The 14,565-nt window shown below is 72.4% G+C and carries 15 protein-coding genes; 8 read left to right on the top strand and 7 right to left on the bottom strand.

Annotation, left to right across the window (positions count from 1 at the left end):
• Positions 1-28 precede the first annotated feature (28 nt).
• A complete protein-coding gene (locus tag ACGF2Y_RS33900; protein ID WP_392955354.1) occupies positions 29-517 on the top strand; it encodes a hypothetical protein in 489 nt (162 codons plus the stop codon).
• Here ACGF2Y_RS33900 and ACGF2Y_RS33905 read toward each other — a convergent pair whose 3' ends face one another.
• A complete protein-coding gene (locus ACGF2Y_RS33905) occupies positions 518-733 on the bottom strand; it encodes a dodecin (RefSeq protein ID WP_392955355.1) in 216 nt (71 codons plus the stop codon).
• Between the two features lie 203 nt (positions 734-936).
• Here ACGF2Y_RS33905 and ACGF2Y_RS33910 point away from each other — a divergent pair, with 203 nt between their 5' ends.
• The 3 genes from ACGF2Y_RS33910 to ACGF2Y_RS33920 all read left to right on the top strand — a co-directional run bounded on the left by ACGF2Y_RS33910 (position 937) and on the right by ACGF2Y_RS33920 (position 4,223).
• Entirely contained in the window at positions 937-2,193 is a 1,257-nt protein-coding gene (locus ACGF2Y_RS33910; RefSeq protein WP_392955357.1) for an extracellular solute-binding protein, read from the top strand.
• Positions 2,194-2,478: 285 nt separating this feature from the next.
• Positions 2,479-3,345, top strand: a complete 867-nt coding sequence (locus tag ACGF2Y_RS33915) for a GNAT family N-acetyltransferase (RefSeq protein ID WP_392955359.1) — start codon at positions 2,479-2,481, stop codon at positions 3,343-3,345.
• On the top strand, positions 3,342-4,223 hold the full coding sequence (locus tag ACGF2Y_RS33920; RefSeq protein WP_392955361.1) for a lysophospholipid acyltransferase family protein: 882 nt from the start codon (positions 3,342-3,344) through the stop codon (positions 4,221-4,223). Before ACGF2Y_RS33915 ends, ACGF2Y_RS33920 begins: the two co-directional genes overlap by 4 nt.
• Here the strand turns inward: ACGF2Y_RS33920 and egtD are convergent.
• Genes egtD through egtA form a run of 4 tightly spaced genes read right to left on the bottom strand, consistent with a single transcriptional unit; the run spans position 4,166 to position 8,746 of the window.
• On the bottom strand, positions 4,166-5,128 hold the full coding sequence (gene egtD, locus ACGF2Y_RS33925) for an L-histidine N(alpha)-methyltransferase (protein WP_392955363.1): 963 nt from the start codon (positions 5,126-5,128) through the stop codon (positions 4,166-4,168). The two genes, ACGF2Y_RS33920 and egtD, sit on opposite strands and share 58 nt — an antisense overlap.
• The gene (egtC, locus tag ACGF2Y_RS33930) at positions 5,125-5,880 is read right to left on the bottom strand and encodes an ergothioneine biosynthesis protein EgtC (protein ID WP_392955365.1); all 756 of its coding nucleotides are present in this window, start codon (positions 5,878-5,880) and stop codon (positions 5,125-5,127) included. The genes egtD and egtC overlap by 4 nt, the downstream gene beginning before the upstream one ends.
• Positions 5,880-7,292, bottom strand: a complete 1,413-nt coding sequence (gene egtB, locus ACGF2Y_RS33935) for an ergothioneine biosynthesis protein EgtB (RefSeq protein ID WP_392955367.1) — start codon at positions 7,290-7,292, stop codon at positions 5,880-5,882. The genes egtC and egtB overlap by 1 nt, the downstream gene beginning before the upstream one ends.
• Entirely contained in the window at positions 7,289-8,746 is a 1,458-nt protein-coding gene (egtA, locus tag ACGF2Y_RS33940) for an ergothioneine biosynthesis glutamate--cysteine ligase EgtA (protein ID WP_392955369.1), read from the bottom strand. The genes egtB and egtA overlap by 4 nt, the downstream gene beginning before the upstream one ends.
• Before the next feature lie 146 nt (positions 8,747-8,892).
• Between egtA and ACGF2Y_RS33945 the strand changes: the two genes are divergently transcribed.
• The gene (locus tag ACGF2Y_RS33945; RefSeq protein ID WP_392955371.1) at positions 8,893-9,714 is read left to right on the top strand and encodes a TIGR02452 family protein; all 822 of its coding nucleotides are present in this window, start codon (positions 8,893-8,895) and stop codon (positions 9,712-9,714) included.
• 106 nt (positions 9,715-9,820) lie between these two features.
• Here the strand turns inward: ACGF2Y_RS33945 and ACGF2Y_RS33950 are convergent, their stop codons facing one another.
• Positions 9,821-10,288 carry a type II toxin-antitoxin system PemK/MazF family toxin gene (locus ACGF2Y_RS33950; protein ID WP_392955373.1) on the bottom strand — a complete coding sequence of 156 codons (468 nt, stop codon included), beginning with the start codon at positions 10,286-10,288 and terminating at the stop codon, positions 9,821-9,823.
• 145 nt (positions 10,289-10,433) lie between these two features.
• On the opposite strand from ACGF2Y_RS33950, the gene ACGF2Y_RS33955 reads away from it, so the two are divergent.
• Together ACGF2Y_RS33955 and ACGF2Y_RS33960 are read left to right on the top strand one after the other, a co-directional pair.
• Complete coding sequence (locus ACGF2Y_RS33955; RefSeq protein ID WP_392955375.1) at positions 10,434-11,456, top strand: LacI family DNA-binding transcriptional regulator; 1,023 nt, start codon at positions 10,434-10,436, stop codon at positions 11,454-11,456.
• Positions 11,457-11,511: 55 nt separating this feature from the next.
• The gene (locus ACGF2Y_RS33960; protein WP_392955376.1) at positions 11,512-11,784 is read left to right on the top strand and encodes a hypothetical protein; all 273 of its coding nucleotides are present in this window, start codon (positions 11,512-11,514) and stop codon (positions 11,782-11,784) included.
• A 173-nt stretch (positions 11,785-11,957) separates the two neighbouring features.
• On the opposite strand, the gene trxA is transcribed toward ACGF2Y_RS33960, so the two are convergent.
• Entirely contained in the window at positions 11,958-12,356 is a 399-nt protein-coding gene (gene trxA / locus ACGF2Y_RS33965) for a thioredoxin (RefSeq protein WP_392955378.1), read from the bottom strand.
• Positions 12,357-12,481: 125 nt separating this feature from the next.
• Between trxA and ACGF2Y_RS33970 the strand changes: the two genes are divergently transcribed.
• Positions 12,482-13,930, top strand: coding sequence for a dihydrolipoyl dehydrogenase family protein (locus tag ACGF2Y_RS33970; RefSeq protein WP_392955380.1), 1,449 nt, complete (start codon positions 12,482-12,484; stop codon positions 13,928-13,930).
• The last annotated feature ends 635 nt before the right edge of the window (positions 13,931-14,565 follow it).

Below are 14,565 nucleotides of genomic sequence, written 5' to 3' on the forward strand. Positions count from 1 at the left end.
CCGAGGCGGGGCTTCCTAAGCTGGGGGAGTGGACAACGACGCACGGCCGCTGGCCGTTTTCGACCTGGACGGCACGCTCGCGGACACCGCCCACCGGCAGTACTTCCTGGAGGGCGCGAAGCGCGACTGGGCCGGCTTCTTCGCCGCTGCCGCGGCCGACCCGCCACTCCCGGAGGGTGTACGGATGGTGCTCGCGAGCACCAAGGAGTGCCGAATCGTCTATCTGACGGGCCGGCCCGAGCGGTGCCGTCGCGACACCGTGCGGTGGCTGAGCCGTCAGGGGCTGCCCGAGGGCACGCTGTTCATGCGGCGCAACGACGACCGGCGCCCCGCACGCCGGACGAAGCTGGACATCCTCCGGCGGTTGGGGCGGACGGGGCAGGTACGCATGTTCGTGGACGACGACGAGTTGGTCTGCGATGCGGCCGAGGTGGCCGGATTTACCGTGGTGCGGGCCCGCTGGGCCGACCCGTCGGCGGTGCTGAAGGATGCGCAGGAACGCGAGGGCCGTACCTGATCAGGTGCTTTCGTCGAGCCGGAAGCCCACCTTCAGGCCGACCTGGTAGTGCGCGATTCGGCCATCTTCGATATGGCCGCGAACTTGGACAATCTCGAACCAGTCGAGATTGTGCAACGTTTCCGCCGCTCTTGCGACGCCGTTCCGGATCGCCGCGTCGACGCCCTCTTCGGAGGTTCCTACGATCTCAGTGACCCGATAGGTGTGATTCGCCATTGTTTGTCTCCTCTCCTGAGACCACGTTCCCCCAATCCGTGGTGTCCCGCGAGGGGGCGGGTGGGGCGAATCGGGATGTGCACCCGCCTTGACCTAATGATTGGTACATACCAAAATTCAGCCAACCACCCGTGCGAGCGCTGCCCGCAATCCCCCCACACCGGGTCCCGATTTCGTTGTGCCGTTTCGCAGAAGGTGACCACGTGAAGAACCGCATCCTGGCCGGAGCCGTCGCGCTCGTCTCATCCGTCGCACTCGGCGGATGCGGCTACATACCGGGCTCGGGCAGCGGTGACCGTACGGTGACGGTCTGGCTGATGAAGGACAGTGTCTCGCCCGGCTTCCTGGACAAGTTCACCCGCTCGTACGAGGAGGAGAACCCTTCGGTCGAGCTGGACTTCAAGATCCAGGAATGGGGCGGCATCGGCCCCAAGGTTCTCTCCGCACTGGAGGGCGATGACGCCCCGGACGTGATCGAGGTCGGAAACACGCAGGTCGCGCAGTACGCGGAGAGCGGCGGCCTGCGCGATCTGACCCTCGAATCGATGCGCGATCTGGGCAGCGAGGACTGGCTGCCCGGCCTGGCCCAGCCCGGCAGCATCAACGGTGTGCAGTACGGGATCCCCTGGTACGCGGCCAACCGGGTGGTGATCTACAACAAGGAGATCTTCGAGGAGGCGGGCATCGACTCCGTCCCGAAGACGCGCGCCGAGTGGATCGCCGACACCGAGAAGATCAACAACGCGGGCAGCCAAGGCATTTACCTGGCCGGTCAGAACTGGTACGTGCTCGCCGGATTCATCTGGGACGAGGGCGGCGAGCTCGCCGACGAGAACGGCGGTGACTGGCAAGGCGGCCTGGACACCCCGGAGGCCCTGGCGGGCATGAAGTTCTACCAGGAACTCCAGGCGCTCGGCGACGGTCCGACGGACGCCGACGAGGAGAAGCCCCCGCAGACCGACGTATTCGCCGAGGGCGGCGTCGCCCAGATCATCTCGGTGCCGGGCAGCGCCGCGCTCATCGAGCAGAAGAATCCCGAACTCGCGGGGAAACTCGGCTACTTCCCCATTCCCGGCAAGTCCGCGAAAGCCCCCGGCTCGGTGTTCACCGGCGGCTCCGACCTCATCGTCCCCAAGAACGCCGACGAGCGCAGCGCCGGCATTGACGTCGTCAAGGCGCTGGCGGGCGAGAAGTGGCAGACGGAACTCGCCCGGGGCATGAGCTACGTCCCCAACAAGCCGAGCCTCGCCCATGTCATCGAGGGCGACGAGGGCACCGCGGCGATGGCGGAAGGCGCCACCCGCGGCCGCGCCACCCCCAACTCGTCCCAGTGGGCCAGGGTCGAGGCGGAGAACCCGATCAAGCCCTATATGACGGCCGTACTCGAAGGCGGCGACCCGGTGCGGGAGGCCAAGGCCGCCTCCGAGCGGATCACCGCCATGCTCACCGGCAGCGGCTGATCCCTCCCGGCCGGCGCCCCCGTGCCCGGCGCCCCCGTGCCCGGGGTACGGGGGCCTTGGGGTACGGCGTCCGTGGGAACACGCCGTGCCCGGGACACGCCGTATCCCAGGAACACGGCGTCCCCGGGGATACGGCGTCCCTGGGGATTCAGCCGTCGCACATCCCCGCTCCCCACAGCGGTCATGTCGAATCCAGCCCGTGACGGAAGAAGTAAGGGGCCGGGCCGTCGCACTCCCGCGACGACCCGGCGACGCCCCTTGCCGCTTCCGTCCTCGGAGACCGCCATGACCGTACTGCCCACCGCCCCGCTCCCCGCCACGGCTCCCGTCGCCCCCTCCGCCCCCGTCCCGGCGCAGGCCCCCGCCCCCACGCACGCCCCTGTCCGCTCGACGGCCCGCGGCCCGGTCACCGCCCCGGAACCCGCCTACCGGGTCTCCCTCGCCACCTGCCAGGAAGACATACGCGCGGCCCAGCGCCTGCGCCACCTGGTGTTCGCCGGTGAGCTCGGAGCCCGGCTGGAGGGGCCCGAACCCGGCCTGGACAGCGACGCCTTCGACGCGTACTGCGACCACCTGCTGGTCCGTGAGACCGCCACCGGGGACGTCGTCGCCACCTACCGGCTGCTGCCGCCGGACCGCGCCCGGATCGCCGGACGCCTCTACGCGGAGAGCGAGTTCGACCTCACCCGGCTCGCCCCGATCCGCGACGACCTCGTCGAGGTCGGCCGCTCCTGCGTCCACCCCGCACACCGCGACGGCGCGGTCATCGCCCTCGTCTGGGCCGGACTCGCCCGTTACATGGAGCGCACCGGCCACACCTGGATCGCCGGCTGCTGCTCCCTGCCGCTGGCCGACGGCGGCGCGTCGGCCGCCCGGAGCTGGAACACCGTACGCGCGGGACACCTCGCGCCGGAGAAGTACTGGGTCACCCCGCACCGCCTCTGGGACTCCTCCGCGCACGGATCGGAGACCGGCTCCCGGGCGGACCTGCCGCCCCTGCTGCGCGGCTACCTCCGGCTCGGCGCCCAGATCTGCGGAGCCCCCGCGTACGACCCCGACTTCAACGTCGCCGACCTGTACGTCCTGCTCTCGCTGCGCCGCACCGACCCGCGCTACCTGCGCCACTTCCTCTCCCTGGCCCCGCTGCGATGAGCACCTGGCTGCCCGTCGCCCCGTGCACCCCGGACGGCTGCGCCCGGCACACCGCAGCCGTACGCGCCCCGCTGCCCGCCGCCCTCCTGCTGCTGGCCGGCTGCGCACTGGTCCTGCTGGGGGTGGCCTGCGTCCCGCTGGTCCGGCTGCTCGGTGCCGCCCGCCGGGAACAGCTGGTACGGCGCTGGGCGCGCGCCGTTCCCCGGGCCTTCGGCGTACGCGTAACGGTCCGGCGGCATGCCCCGGAACCCGCCGTCGGCGGCGGGCTCGTCGTCGCCAACCACATCTCCTGGCTCGACGTCCCGCTGATCGCCTCCGTGCTGCCCGGCCGGATGCTCGCCAAGAGCGAGATCCGGCGCTGGCCCCTGCTCGGCCCCCTCGCCGCGCTCGGCGGCACCCTGTTCATCGACCGCGACCGGCTGCGCGCCCTGCCCACCGCCGTACGGACCGTCGCTACGGCCCTGCGCTCCGGCTCCCGGGTCGTGGTCTTCCCCGAGGGCAGCACCTGGTGCGGGCGTGGCGGCGGCGCGTTCCGGCCCGCCGTGTTCCAGGCGGCGATCGACGCCGGCGCGACGGTCCGGCCGGTCCGCATCGCCTACCGCACCGCCGCGCACGCATCGGGACCGGCCGCGGGAGCCGTGGCGTTCGTCGGGGACGATCCGCTCGCCGCCTCGCTCTGGCGCGTGGTCCGGGCGGCCGGGCTCACCGCCCGGGTCGACGTTCTCGCGCCGATCCCGGCGAACGGCGAGGACGGCCGCCGTGCCCTGGCCCGCAGGGCACGAGCGGCCGTCCTCGGTTCCGCGGAGCCCCTCCGGCCCCGTCAGACCGCCGTGGCCAGCGACAGGGCGAACCGTCCTGCGGAGTCCGTCCACCACTGAGCCAGCCGCATATCGGCGGCGGCCAGCTCCTCGCGGACGTCCTCCTGACGGAACTTCGCCGACACCTCCGTACGCAGCTCCTCACCGGCCTCGAACGGCACCACGAGGTCCAGCTCCCGGATCTTGACGCTCAGCGCCCGGCGGGCCCGCAGCCGCATCTCGATCCACCGGTCCGCCGGATTCCACACCGCGCGGTGCTCGAAGTCGCCGAGCGGGAAGTCGGCCCCCAACTCGCGGTTGACGACGTTCAGGACGTTCTTGTTGAAGGCCGCCGTCACTCCGGCCGCGTCGTCGTACGCGGCCACCAGCGTCTTCTCCTCCTTCACCAGGTCCGTGCCGAGGAGCAGCGCGTCCCCGGGCGAGAGCAGCGAGCGCACCGACCGCAGGAACGCGGCCCGCTCCTCCGGCAGCAGATTGCCGATCGTGCCGCCCAGGAACACCACCAGCCGGGGCCCCGGCGTCCCCGGCAGGGCCAGGCCGCCGGTGAAGTCCGCGATCAGCGCGTGGACGGACAGCTCCGGACGCTCGGCGAGCAGCGACTCGGCCGCCCCCGTCAGCGCGCTCTCGCTCACGTCCACCGGGACGTAACTGTGCAACTCGGGGAGGACGTCCAGAAGATGGCGGGTCTTCTCGGACGAACCCGAGCCCAGCTCGATCACGGTCCGGGCCCCCGACGCCGCGGCGATCTCCTCGGCACGATCCTGAAGGATCTCCCGCTCCGCGCGGGTCGGGTAGTACTCCGGCAGCCGGGTGATCTCCTCGAACAGCTCGCTGCCGCGGGCGTCGTAGAACCACTTCGGCGGCAGCGTCTTGGGATGCCGGGTCAGGCCGCTGAGGACGTCGGCGCGCAGCGCCGCGTCCGTCGCGTCCACCGGCAGGGTGCGGGTCAGCAGGAAAGGACTCACGCGGTGGGCTCCTCGATCGGGGTGAGCAGGACGTCCGAGGCGGTCGCGACCAGCAGGGTGCGGTCGGGGACCTCGCGCCAGAGCGGGTCGTCGTCGTACGGCTCCGAGGCGACCGCGGTGCGGCGGCCCGGTGTGGTGAGGTACCAGAGGGTGTCGCCCCAGGCGGTCGCGGTGATCGTTTCCCCGTCGGTGAGGAGCAGATTCAGCCGGGAGCCGGGCGCGGCGGCCGCGACCTCGCGGACGGTCTCCGCGACGGCGCGCGGCACATCGTCCCCGGCGTCGGTCCGGTGGCGGATCAGCGCCCAGAGCAGCGCCGAGTCGTTCCGGGCGGCCAGCGACAGGAGCTTCTCGGCGGGCAGGGCGGCGGCCGCACCGGCGAGCGAACCCGGCCAGCCCCGCACCGCCCCGTTGTGGCTGAACAGCAGCCGCCCGGCGGCGTACGGCGCGGCCGCGGCCTCTTTGTCCGCACCCGTCTCGGTGGCATCCCGTACGGCGGCGAGCAGCGCGGTGCTGCGGACCACCCGGGCCAGATCGGTGAAGGACTCATCACCCCATATGGGGCCCTGACGGCGGTAGCGTCCGGGCACCGGGTCGCCCTCCGCGTACCAGCCGACGCCGAAACCGTCCGCGTTGACCGTGCCGTAGCGCTGGCGGCGCGGCTCCCACGACTGCCGAACCAACGCGTGCGAGGGGCGCAGCAGCAGCTCGCCGAGCGCCACCGGCTCGCCCACATAGGCGATATGACGGCACATCAGGCATCCCTCGCGGTACGGAAGCCGGAGAAGATCTGCCGCCGCACCGGAAGGTCCCAGTTACGGAACGTGCCCCGGCAGGCGACCTGGTCCACGGCGAACGAACCGCCGCGCAGCACCTTGTGCCCCGGCCCGAAGAACACCTCGGAGTACTCGCGGTAGGGAAACGCCACGAACCCCGGATAGGGCAGGAAGTCGCTGGAGGTCCACTCCCACACATCGCCGATCAACTGCCCCGCCCCGGCGGGCGACCGGCCCCCCGGGTACGCCCCGGACCGCGCCGGACGCAGATGGCGCTGGCCCAGATTGGCCCGCTCCGGCGTCGGGTCCTCGTCGCCCCACGGGTAGCGCCGGGAGCGGCCGGAGACCGGATCGTGCCGGGCGGCCTTCTCCCACTCGCTCTCCGTGGGCAGCCGCCGCCCCGCCCAGCGGGCGTACGCGTCCGCCTCGTACCAGCTGACGTGCAGGACCGGCTCGTCGTCCGGCACCGGCTCGGTCACCCCGAACCGGCGGCGCAGCCACTGGCCCGCCTCCCGCCGACAGAACAGCGGTGCGGCCAGGTCGTGTTCACGGACCATGGCCCAGCCCTCGGGGGCCCACCAGCGCATCTGCCCGTACCCGCCGTCCTCGACGAAGCGGAGGTAGGCGCCACAGGTGACCGGCGAGGTGTCCAGGTGGAACGCCGGCACGTCACGCCGGTGCGCGGGCCGCTCGTTGTCCAGGGCCCACGGCTCGGCGGAGGTCCCCATCGTGAACGGGCCCCCGGGGACCAGGATTTCGTCCGGCAGCGCCTCGGCTTCGGCGGGTGCGGGCGGGGCGGGCGCGGTGAGCGCTGCCGGACCCGCGCGCAGCTGATGGGTGATCAGCATTGTCTCGTCGTGCTGCTGTTCGTGCTGGGCGATCATCCCGAAGGCGAACCCGGCCCGCTCCAGCGGGCGTCCGCCCTCGTGCAGCGGTGTGCCCTCCAGCAGCTCCAGTGCCCGCCCCCGCACATCACAGGCGTACGTCCTGGCCTCGGCGGGGGCCAGCAGCGGCAGCGAGGGGCGTGCGGCGCGCGCGTGCTCGAAGGCGTTGTACAGCCCGTCGATCTCCGGGCGCAGTGCCTCCCGGCCGCCGACCGCGCGCAACAGCCATTGCTCCTCCTGGTTGCCGATGTGCGCCAGGTCCCAGACCAGGGGCGACATCAACGGAGAGTGCTGGGCGGTCAGTTCGCCGTCGTCCACACTGTCGGTGAGCAGAGCGGTGCGCTCGCGCGCGACGAGCAGCGCGTCGAGGGCACGTCGGCGCAGGGTCTCCGGGTCGATGCCGGGCGCGACGGGGAAGCCGTCCGAAGCGGTGGAGCGGGCCGGATCGAAGGCGTCGGAGTGCTCGCGGTGTTCTGGGTGCTGGGTGTCTTCACGGTGCTCGGTCATGCTGAGGCCGCCTTTCCGGGACGCGGCGGGACCGGAGGGACCGGCGGGATCGGCGGCGGGCCGGCGACAAGGCCCTCACGTCCCCGCACGGCCCGCTCGGCCGGTCCGGCCTGCACACCGGGGTCGGCCGGCAGGCTCGGACCGGCCGACAGGCCCAGCTCGGTCAGCAGGCCCAGATCGGTCAGGTCGCCCGGCTCCGGCAGATCGTCGGCCGGACATCGGCCCCGGGCGACATAGCGGTCGGTGAAGGCGGCCACGGTGTCGCGCACCGCCCCGCTCGCGCCCATCCGCTCCAGCGCCGGGAGCGCCGCCCCGAAGCAGGCGGTGGCCGCGGCCCGCAACTCCGGGTCGGCGAGGCCCTCGCGGGCCGCCGTCGTCCAGAGCGGATTGCGCGGGGCCGCCGCCGCACCCGCCGTCTCGGCCAGCGGTTTCACGGTGCGGTACGCGGTCTCGGCGGCCTCCGGATCGTCGAACAGGGCCGTGGCGACGGCGAGCGGCACCAGCCACCCGTCGGGCCCGCTCTGCGCGTCGATCATGCGCAGTTCGAGATGACCACGCGGCCGGACCGGTGGGAACAACGTGGTGAGGTGGTAGTCGAGATCCGCCCGCACCGGAGGGCGGGGCGACCCGGTGCGGATCCACTCGCGGAAGGTGAGCCCCAGCGGCGCGTCCCACGGGCCGGCCTCGCGCCGGATGCACAGCACGGACGTGTCCAGCACATGCGCGGCCCAGGCCTCGCGCGGGGCGCGCCCGGTGCCCGGGGCAAGGGTCCGGCCCGGGTCGAGGTCGGCCCACAGCGACTGGCGGGTGGAGCGCCAGCCGGTCCGGCGGCCCTGCTGGAACGGCGAATTCGCGAACGCCGCCACCAACACCGCGCCCAGCAGGTGCGCGAGCTGCCAGCGCCGCCCGTAGCCGAGCGGCCCCGGCTCCGCCTCGCCCGCGTCCAGGCAGACCTGGACCGAAGCGGAGCTGCACATCATCGCCCGCCCGGCCGGCCCCGCACGGTCCAGCGCGGCCTCCATCGCCTCGTAACGCGGTTCCCGCAGCCTGCGGTGCGGCGACTGCCACGGGTCGACGCCGAGCCCGACCGGCGCGAGCCCCGCCGCACCGAGCGAGGCACGGACCGCCGCCAGATCGGCCGCGGTGGTGTCGACGCACTCCATGAGGGAGCCGGCCGGCTGCGAGCTGAGCTCCAGCTGCCCGCCCGGCTCGGAGGTCAGCGCCGCGCTGAGCGGCAGCGCACGGACCGCGTCGACGGCGCTGTCCAGCCGCTCCTGGCCGACCGGGAGATGAGGATGTTCCCGGTCGTGGATGAGCCATTCGAGTTCCACCCCGACGGTTCGGGGAGGGCCCGTCTTGAAACAGATGCCACGCAGTAAATCCTCTGCCCCGCTCTCGTCGAGCGGGGCGGCGTCCGGGCGTGAGCCGGTTGCGCCGGGAATGTCCGAGCCCATGAGGGCCTCCTTCGCAGCTGCTTGCCTACCAGCCAAACCCGTACCCCGAGATCGCACAAGGGTGCCCGTGGGCCAGGAGAATCCGGTTGCGCCCCGGCCGGTTCCCCCGTCAGCATGCCTCGTATGCACCACAAGGGGGAGCGCCGGTGAGCGCGCGGCTGCGCGGTATCGCGCGCGAGACGGAAGCGGTCGTCGAAGCCGGGCGATACCGCAACGCAGCAGGTCAGGACGTGTCCATCGAACGCGATGTGACCGCCGCCCTGTCGGGTACCAGGCTCTACGGACCGGCCCCGGTGCCCGTCGACGCGCTCGGCACCGACCGCGTCCCGGACATCGAGGTCACCGGTGAGAGCAGCCTCGCCGCGGCCCGCCGGATGACCGGCGAGGCCCCCGGCCGGGTCGCCGTCCTGAACTACGCCTCGGCCCGTAACCCCGGCGGCGGCTACCTCAACGGGGCGCAGGCCCAGGAGGAGGCCCTGTGCCGTGGCTCGGCCCTCCACGCGACGCTTCTGCGCGCCCCCGAGTACTATGCCCACCACCGTGCCGAGCGCAGCGCCTTCTACACCGACCGGGTGATCCACTCGCCCGCGGTGCCGGTCTTCCGCGACGACCGGGGCCGCTTCCTGGACGCCCCGTACACCGTCGGATTCCTCACTTCGCCCGCGCCCAACGCCGGAGTGATCCAGCGGCAGACCCCCGAGGAGGCCCACCGCATCCCGGCCGCCCTGGCCTCCCGCGCCGAACGGGTACTGGAGGTCGCCGCCGGACGCGGCTACCGCAGGCTCGTCCTCGGGGCCTGGGGCTGCGGAGTCTTCCGGAACGACCCGGCGCAGGTGGCGGCGGCGTTTCGGACACTGCTCGGCGCGGGCGGCCGGTTCGGCGGCCACTTCGAGCAGATCGTCTTCGGGATCCTGGACCGGGACCCCGACTCCACTGTCCGGGCCGCCTTCGCCCGGACCTTCGCCTGACCCGGGATCTGCCGGGCCCGCTCGGCGGCGCCGCCGAGCGGCTCCACCCGTGCAGCTCGCGCCGGGGCCACGAGGCCCGGCGCGCCGCCTCCCGCCCTGGCGCCGCTCAGCTCCACCCGTACCGCTCGCGCAGCCGCCCGGTGACCCGGTCGAAACGCTCCCGGTCCAGGGCGCACGCCTCCCGGCGCATCCCGTCCTCGTGGACCCGCAGTACCCGGTCCAGATCGACCCAGGACGGCCGCCCCGAGCTGTCCCACGGGCCCGCGCCCAGCGCCACCCACTCGTGGTCCCGGTCGTGCTGCTTGCTGGAGAGCTGGACGGCGAGCAGCGTGCCCGCCTCCTCACGGGCCACGACGAGCACCGGCCGGTCCTTCCCCCGCCCGTCGTTCTCCTCGAAGGGCACCCAGGTCCAGACGATCTCGCCGGGGTCGGGATCGCCGTCGCGATCGGGGGCGTAGGAGGTGCGCACGGCACCCACATCGTCGGGGTCGGCCTGCACGGTGGCGGTGGGCCCGCTGCTGCCGGGCACGTCAAAGGGGTTGTCGGAGCGGTACGCGCTGTCGTGGAACGTCATCGCAACACCGTAGAACCTCCCCCGCCCGATCCTGGGAGGGGGGCGTCGGACCGGGGCCGCAGGGTGGCGTTCAGGCCACCGTGACCGGAGCTGCGGGCCCCGGGCCGAAACCCGCTCCCACGGGTCTGGAAGACTGCCCGACGCCATGAGCCAGTTACCCAAACAGCCAGCCGAAGTCTCCGTTCCGACCAGCGCCGATGTCGCGCGCCTCGCCGGAGTGTCCCGGGCCACCGTGTCGTACGTACTGAACAACAACGCCACCGTCCGGATCAGTGAACCCACCCGACGCCGGGTCAGGGAGGCCGCCCTCCAGCTCGGTTACGTCCCGCACGCGGCTGCCCGCAGCCTGCGCGCCGGACACAGCCGCATGGTCCTGCTGCCCTCGGGACACATACCGGCGGGACCGCTGCACCAGCACTTCTTCGAGGAACTCCAGTCGGGTCTGCGCCGCCTGGACTACACCGTCGTCCAGTACGGCAGCGTCGGTCTCACCGCCGACGAGGCGGCCACGGCCTGGGCCGAACTGCGGCCCGTCGCCGTCGTCGTACCGCCGGGCATCGCCCTGACCCCGCACGGGACGGACATACTGACCCGTTCCGGCGCCAAGGCGGTGATCACGCTGGGCCCCGACCCGGTGGCCGGAGCGCACGGACTGGTCATGGACCAACGCCAGGTCGGCGCAAGGGCGGTGGAACACCTGCTCGCCCGCGGCCGTCGCCACATCGGCGTGGTCATGCCCCAGGAAGCGTGCCGGGCGCCCTTCTCCGAACCCCGCCTCACCGGGGCGCGACGCGCCGCCGAACCGGCGGGGGCCCGGGTATGCCCGCTCCCGCTGCGGTACGAGGAGGAGTCCGCGCACCAGCTGGCCGCCCGCTGGCCGGAACTGGGACTGGACGCGGTGTTCGCGTACAACGACGAGTACGCCATGCTGCTGATGCGGGCCCTCCAGGACGCGGGGGTCGACGTGCCCGCCGACACGGCGGTGATCGGCGCGGACGACTCCCTCATCGGAAGGCTGCTGCGCCCCCGGCTGAGCACCGTCCGCATGGAACTCGCCCTGCCGCAGCCGCCGGCCGAGACGATCGACCGCATGGTCCAGCACCCGGGCGGGCCGCCGGTCCATTACGACCTGCTCCGCACCAGCGCCGTACACCGGGAATCCAGCTGACCGCCTCCGGCGCGACGACATGCGCTGCGCACGGCGGATGTCTAGCGTCGGAGGTATGAGCCATCCGCAGAATTACGAGCTCCTCCTGATCCCCGACCACAGCAGGACGCGGACCGGAGCCCCCGGCCGCCCGATCCGGTCCGCGGTCGTCGCCGCCACCGGCGAGACGGGGGCCTCGGGCTACCCCCGGTACGCGGGCGAGGGCATGGAGGCGGACATCGACCCGGAGACCCGGACGGTGGAGGCCGTGCTCATCGACGGCGAGGAACTGGACTACGGCATGTCGGTCCGCGTGGCGGGGGCCGAGGGCGAGCGCCCGGCGCCCTGAGAACGAAGAAGCGAAAGGGGTCCGCAGCCGTCGAAAGAGGAAGCGAAAGGGGTCATCGGCCGTCTTAGGGCTCGCCGCGCCGGGACACGACCGAGGGACCCCGACCACGCACACCGTCAGCTCCACGGTGCCGGTCGGGGCCCCTCGCCCCATGCCGTACGCCGATCGGGCGGCTACGGGGACTCCGGCTGCCCCTGTCCGGCCTCGGCCGCCCGCTTCTGCTCCTCGACGGACTTGCGGACCTCGTCCATGTCCAGCTTCCGGGCCTGTCCGATGACGTCCTCCAGAGCCGCCTCGGGCAGCGCGCCGGGCTGCGAGAAGACCGCCACGTTGTCGCGGACGATCATCAGCGTCGGGATGGACCGGATCTCGAAGGCCGCCGCCAGCTCCTGCTGCGCCTCGGTGTCGACCTTGGCGAAGACCAGGTCGGGGTGGCGCTCGGAGGCCGAGTCGTAGACCGGCGCGAACTGTTGGCAGGGGCCGCACCAGGAAGCCCAGAAGTCGATCAGGACGAACGCGTTGTCACTGACGACCTGATCGAAGTTTTCCTTGGTGAGCTCGACGGTGCTCATGCTTGAGATACCTCTTCCTGTGCCCGTGGGGTCCTGTCGGGTTCTGCCCGCACAACGGTGACTGCACTTGCGCTATTCCGCCTGCCCGTGTGGCCGGGGCGCACACCCACGACGACACTGTTTCCATGACTGACGCAGTGAAGATCTCCGAGGGCTCCCCGTACGACGTCGTGGTCATCGGTGCAGGTCCGGTGGGGGAGAACGTGGCAGACCGGGCCCGCGCCGCCGGGCTCTCCGCAGCGGTGGTGGAGTCCGAACTGGTCGGCGGCGAGTGCTCCTACTGGGCCTGCATGCCGAGCAAGGCGCTGCTGCGCCCCGTCGTCGCCCGCGCCGACGCCCGCCGGGTGCCGGGCCTGAGCGCCGCCGTACAGGGCCCTCTCGACGTCCAGGCCGTCCTCGCCCACCGGGACGAGGAGGCGAGCCACTGGAAGGACGACGGCCAGGTCGCCTGGCTGGAGGGCGTCGGAGCCGACGTCTACCGGGGTACGGGCCGGCTCGCCGGCCCCCGTGCGGTCACCGTCACCGCCCCCGACGGCACGGAGCACCGGCTCACCGCCCGGCACGCCGTCGCCGTCTGCACCGGAAGCCGGGCCGTCGTCCCCGCCCTCCCCGGCGTCGCGGAGGCCCGCCCCTGGACCAGCCGGGAGGCGACCAGCGCCAAGGAGGCGCCCGGCCGGCTCGTGATCGTCGGCGGGGGCGTCGTGGGCGTGGAGATGGCGACCGTCTGGCAGGCGCTCGGCTCCGAGGTGACCCTGCTGGTCCGGGGCAGCGGCCTGCTCCCGAAAATGGAGCCCTTCGCGGGCGAACTGGTCGCCGACGCCCTCACGGAGGCCGGCGCCCGGATCCGTACCGGCGTCTCCGTCACCGCGGTCCACCGCCCCGCACCGGACGGCCCGGTCACCGTCGACCTGGACGACGGCGACCGCGTCGAGGCCGACGAGATCCTCTTCGCCACCGGCCGGGCCCCGCGCACGGACGACCTGGGCCTGGAGACGATCGGCCGGGAACCCGGCTCCTGGCTCACCGTGGACGACAGCTGCCGCGTCGAGGGCACGGACTGGCTGTACGCGGTCGGGGACGTCAACCACCGAGCCCTGCTCACCCACCAGGGCAAATACCAGGCCCGCATCGCAGGCGCCGCGATCGCCGCCCGCGCCCGGAAGGTCCCCCTCCTGGAGACCGACCCCTGGGGCGCCCACGCGGCCACCGCCGACCACGCGGCCGTCCCCCAGGTCGTCTTCACCGACCCCGAGGCCGCATCCGTCGGCCTCACCCTCGCCGAGGCCGAACGCGCAGGCCACCGCGTACGCGCCGTCGACCACGACCTCGCCTCGGTCGCCGGCTCCGGCCTCTACGCCGACGGCTACCGGGGCCGCGCCCGGATGATCGTGGACCTGGACCGCGAGATCCTCCTCGGCGTCACCTTCGTCGGCCCGGGTATCGGCGAACTCCTGCACTCGGCGACGATCGCGGTCGCGGGGGAGGTCCCCATCGACCGCTTGTGGCACGCGGTCCCGGCGTACCCGACCATCAGCGAGGTGTGGCTGCGGCTGCTGGAGACTTTCAGGGGGTAGGAACCGCCGTTAAGTCGGGTAGCCGGGTCACGTCGCCGTGACCCGGCTACCCGACCAAGTACACACAGCGGGTGTGGCCTCGATGCGCTGTGGGACTCCGAGCCCTTCGCAGGGCGGTGTGGACCATCTCTCAAGTCCCATGGACGGCTCACTTCCGCAGCCGGTCGTGGTCACCCTTCCACGACCGAAGTGCTTGGGCAGGTCCACCCACGGAGTCCCGGTCCGGTACTTGAGCACCATCGCCCGTCATCTGCCGGTGATCCCGCATTGTCCACGCCGCTTCGGCGTGCCGATCCTGCAGTAACGCTCGATCCCGTGCCCGCTGCACGTCAGCCAACGATACGCATCAACCAACGATCAGATGATCCGAAAGAAGCGGCCCAGGAGTCACAAGATCATCACGAATCCCGGAGGTGTCTTGCGGGTCCCTGCGCAGCCCCTATAAACCCCTCATATCTTCATCACACTTGTGGGGGTTTTCTGTGCGTGCTGTGCGTTCGCTGGCGTTTGCTGCTGCCCTCACGATGACATCGCTCATCGGGGGACCTGTCCCCGAGTGGTGGACACCTCTGAGCCCGGCCCCGGCAGGGGCCGGGGAGGAGGGATCTCTTATGGTGATGAAGGTCTACTCGCCC

The organism is Streptomyces sp. NPDC048142 (genome assembly GCF_043202835.1).
Classification (GTDB): domain Bacteria; phylum Actinomycetota; class Actinomycetes; order Streptomycetales; family Streptomycetaceae; genus Streptomyces.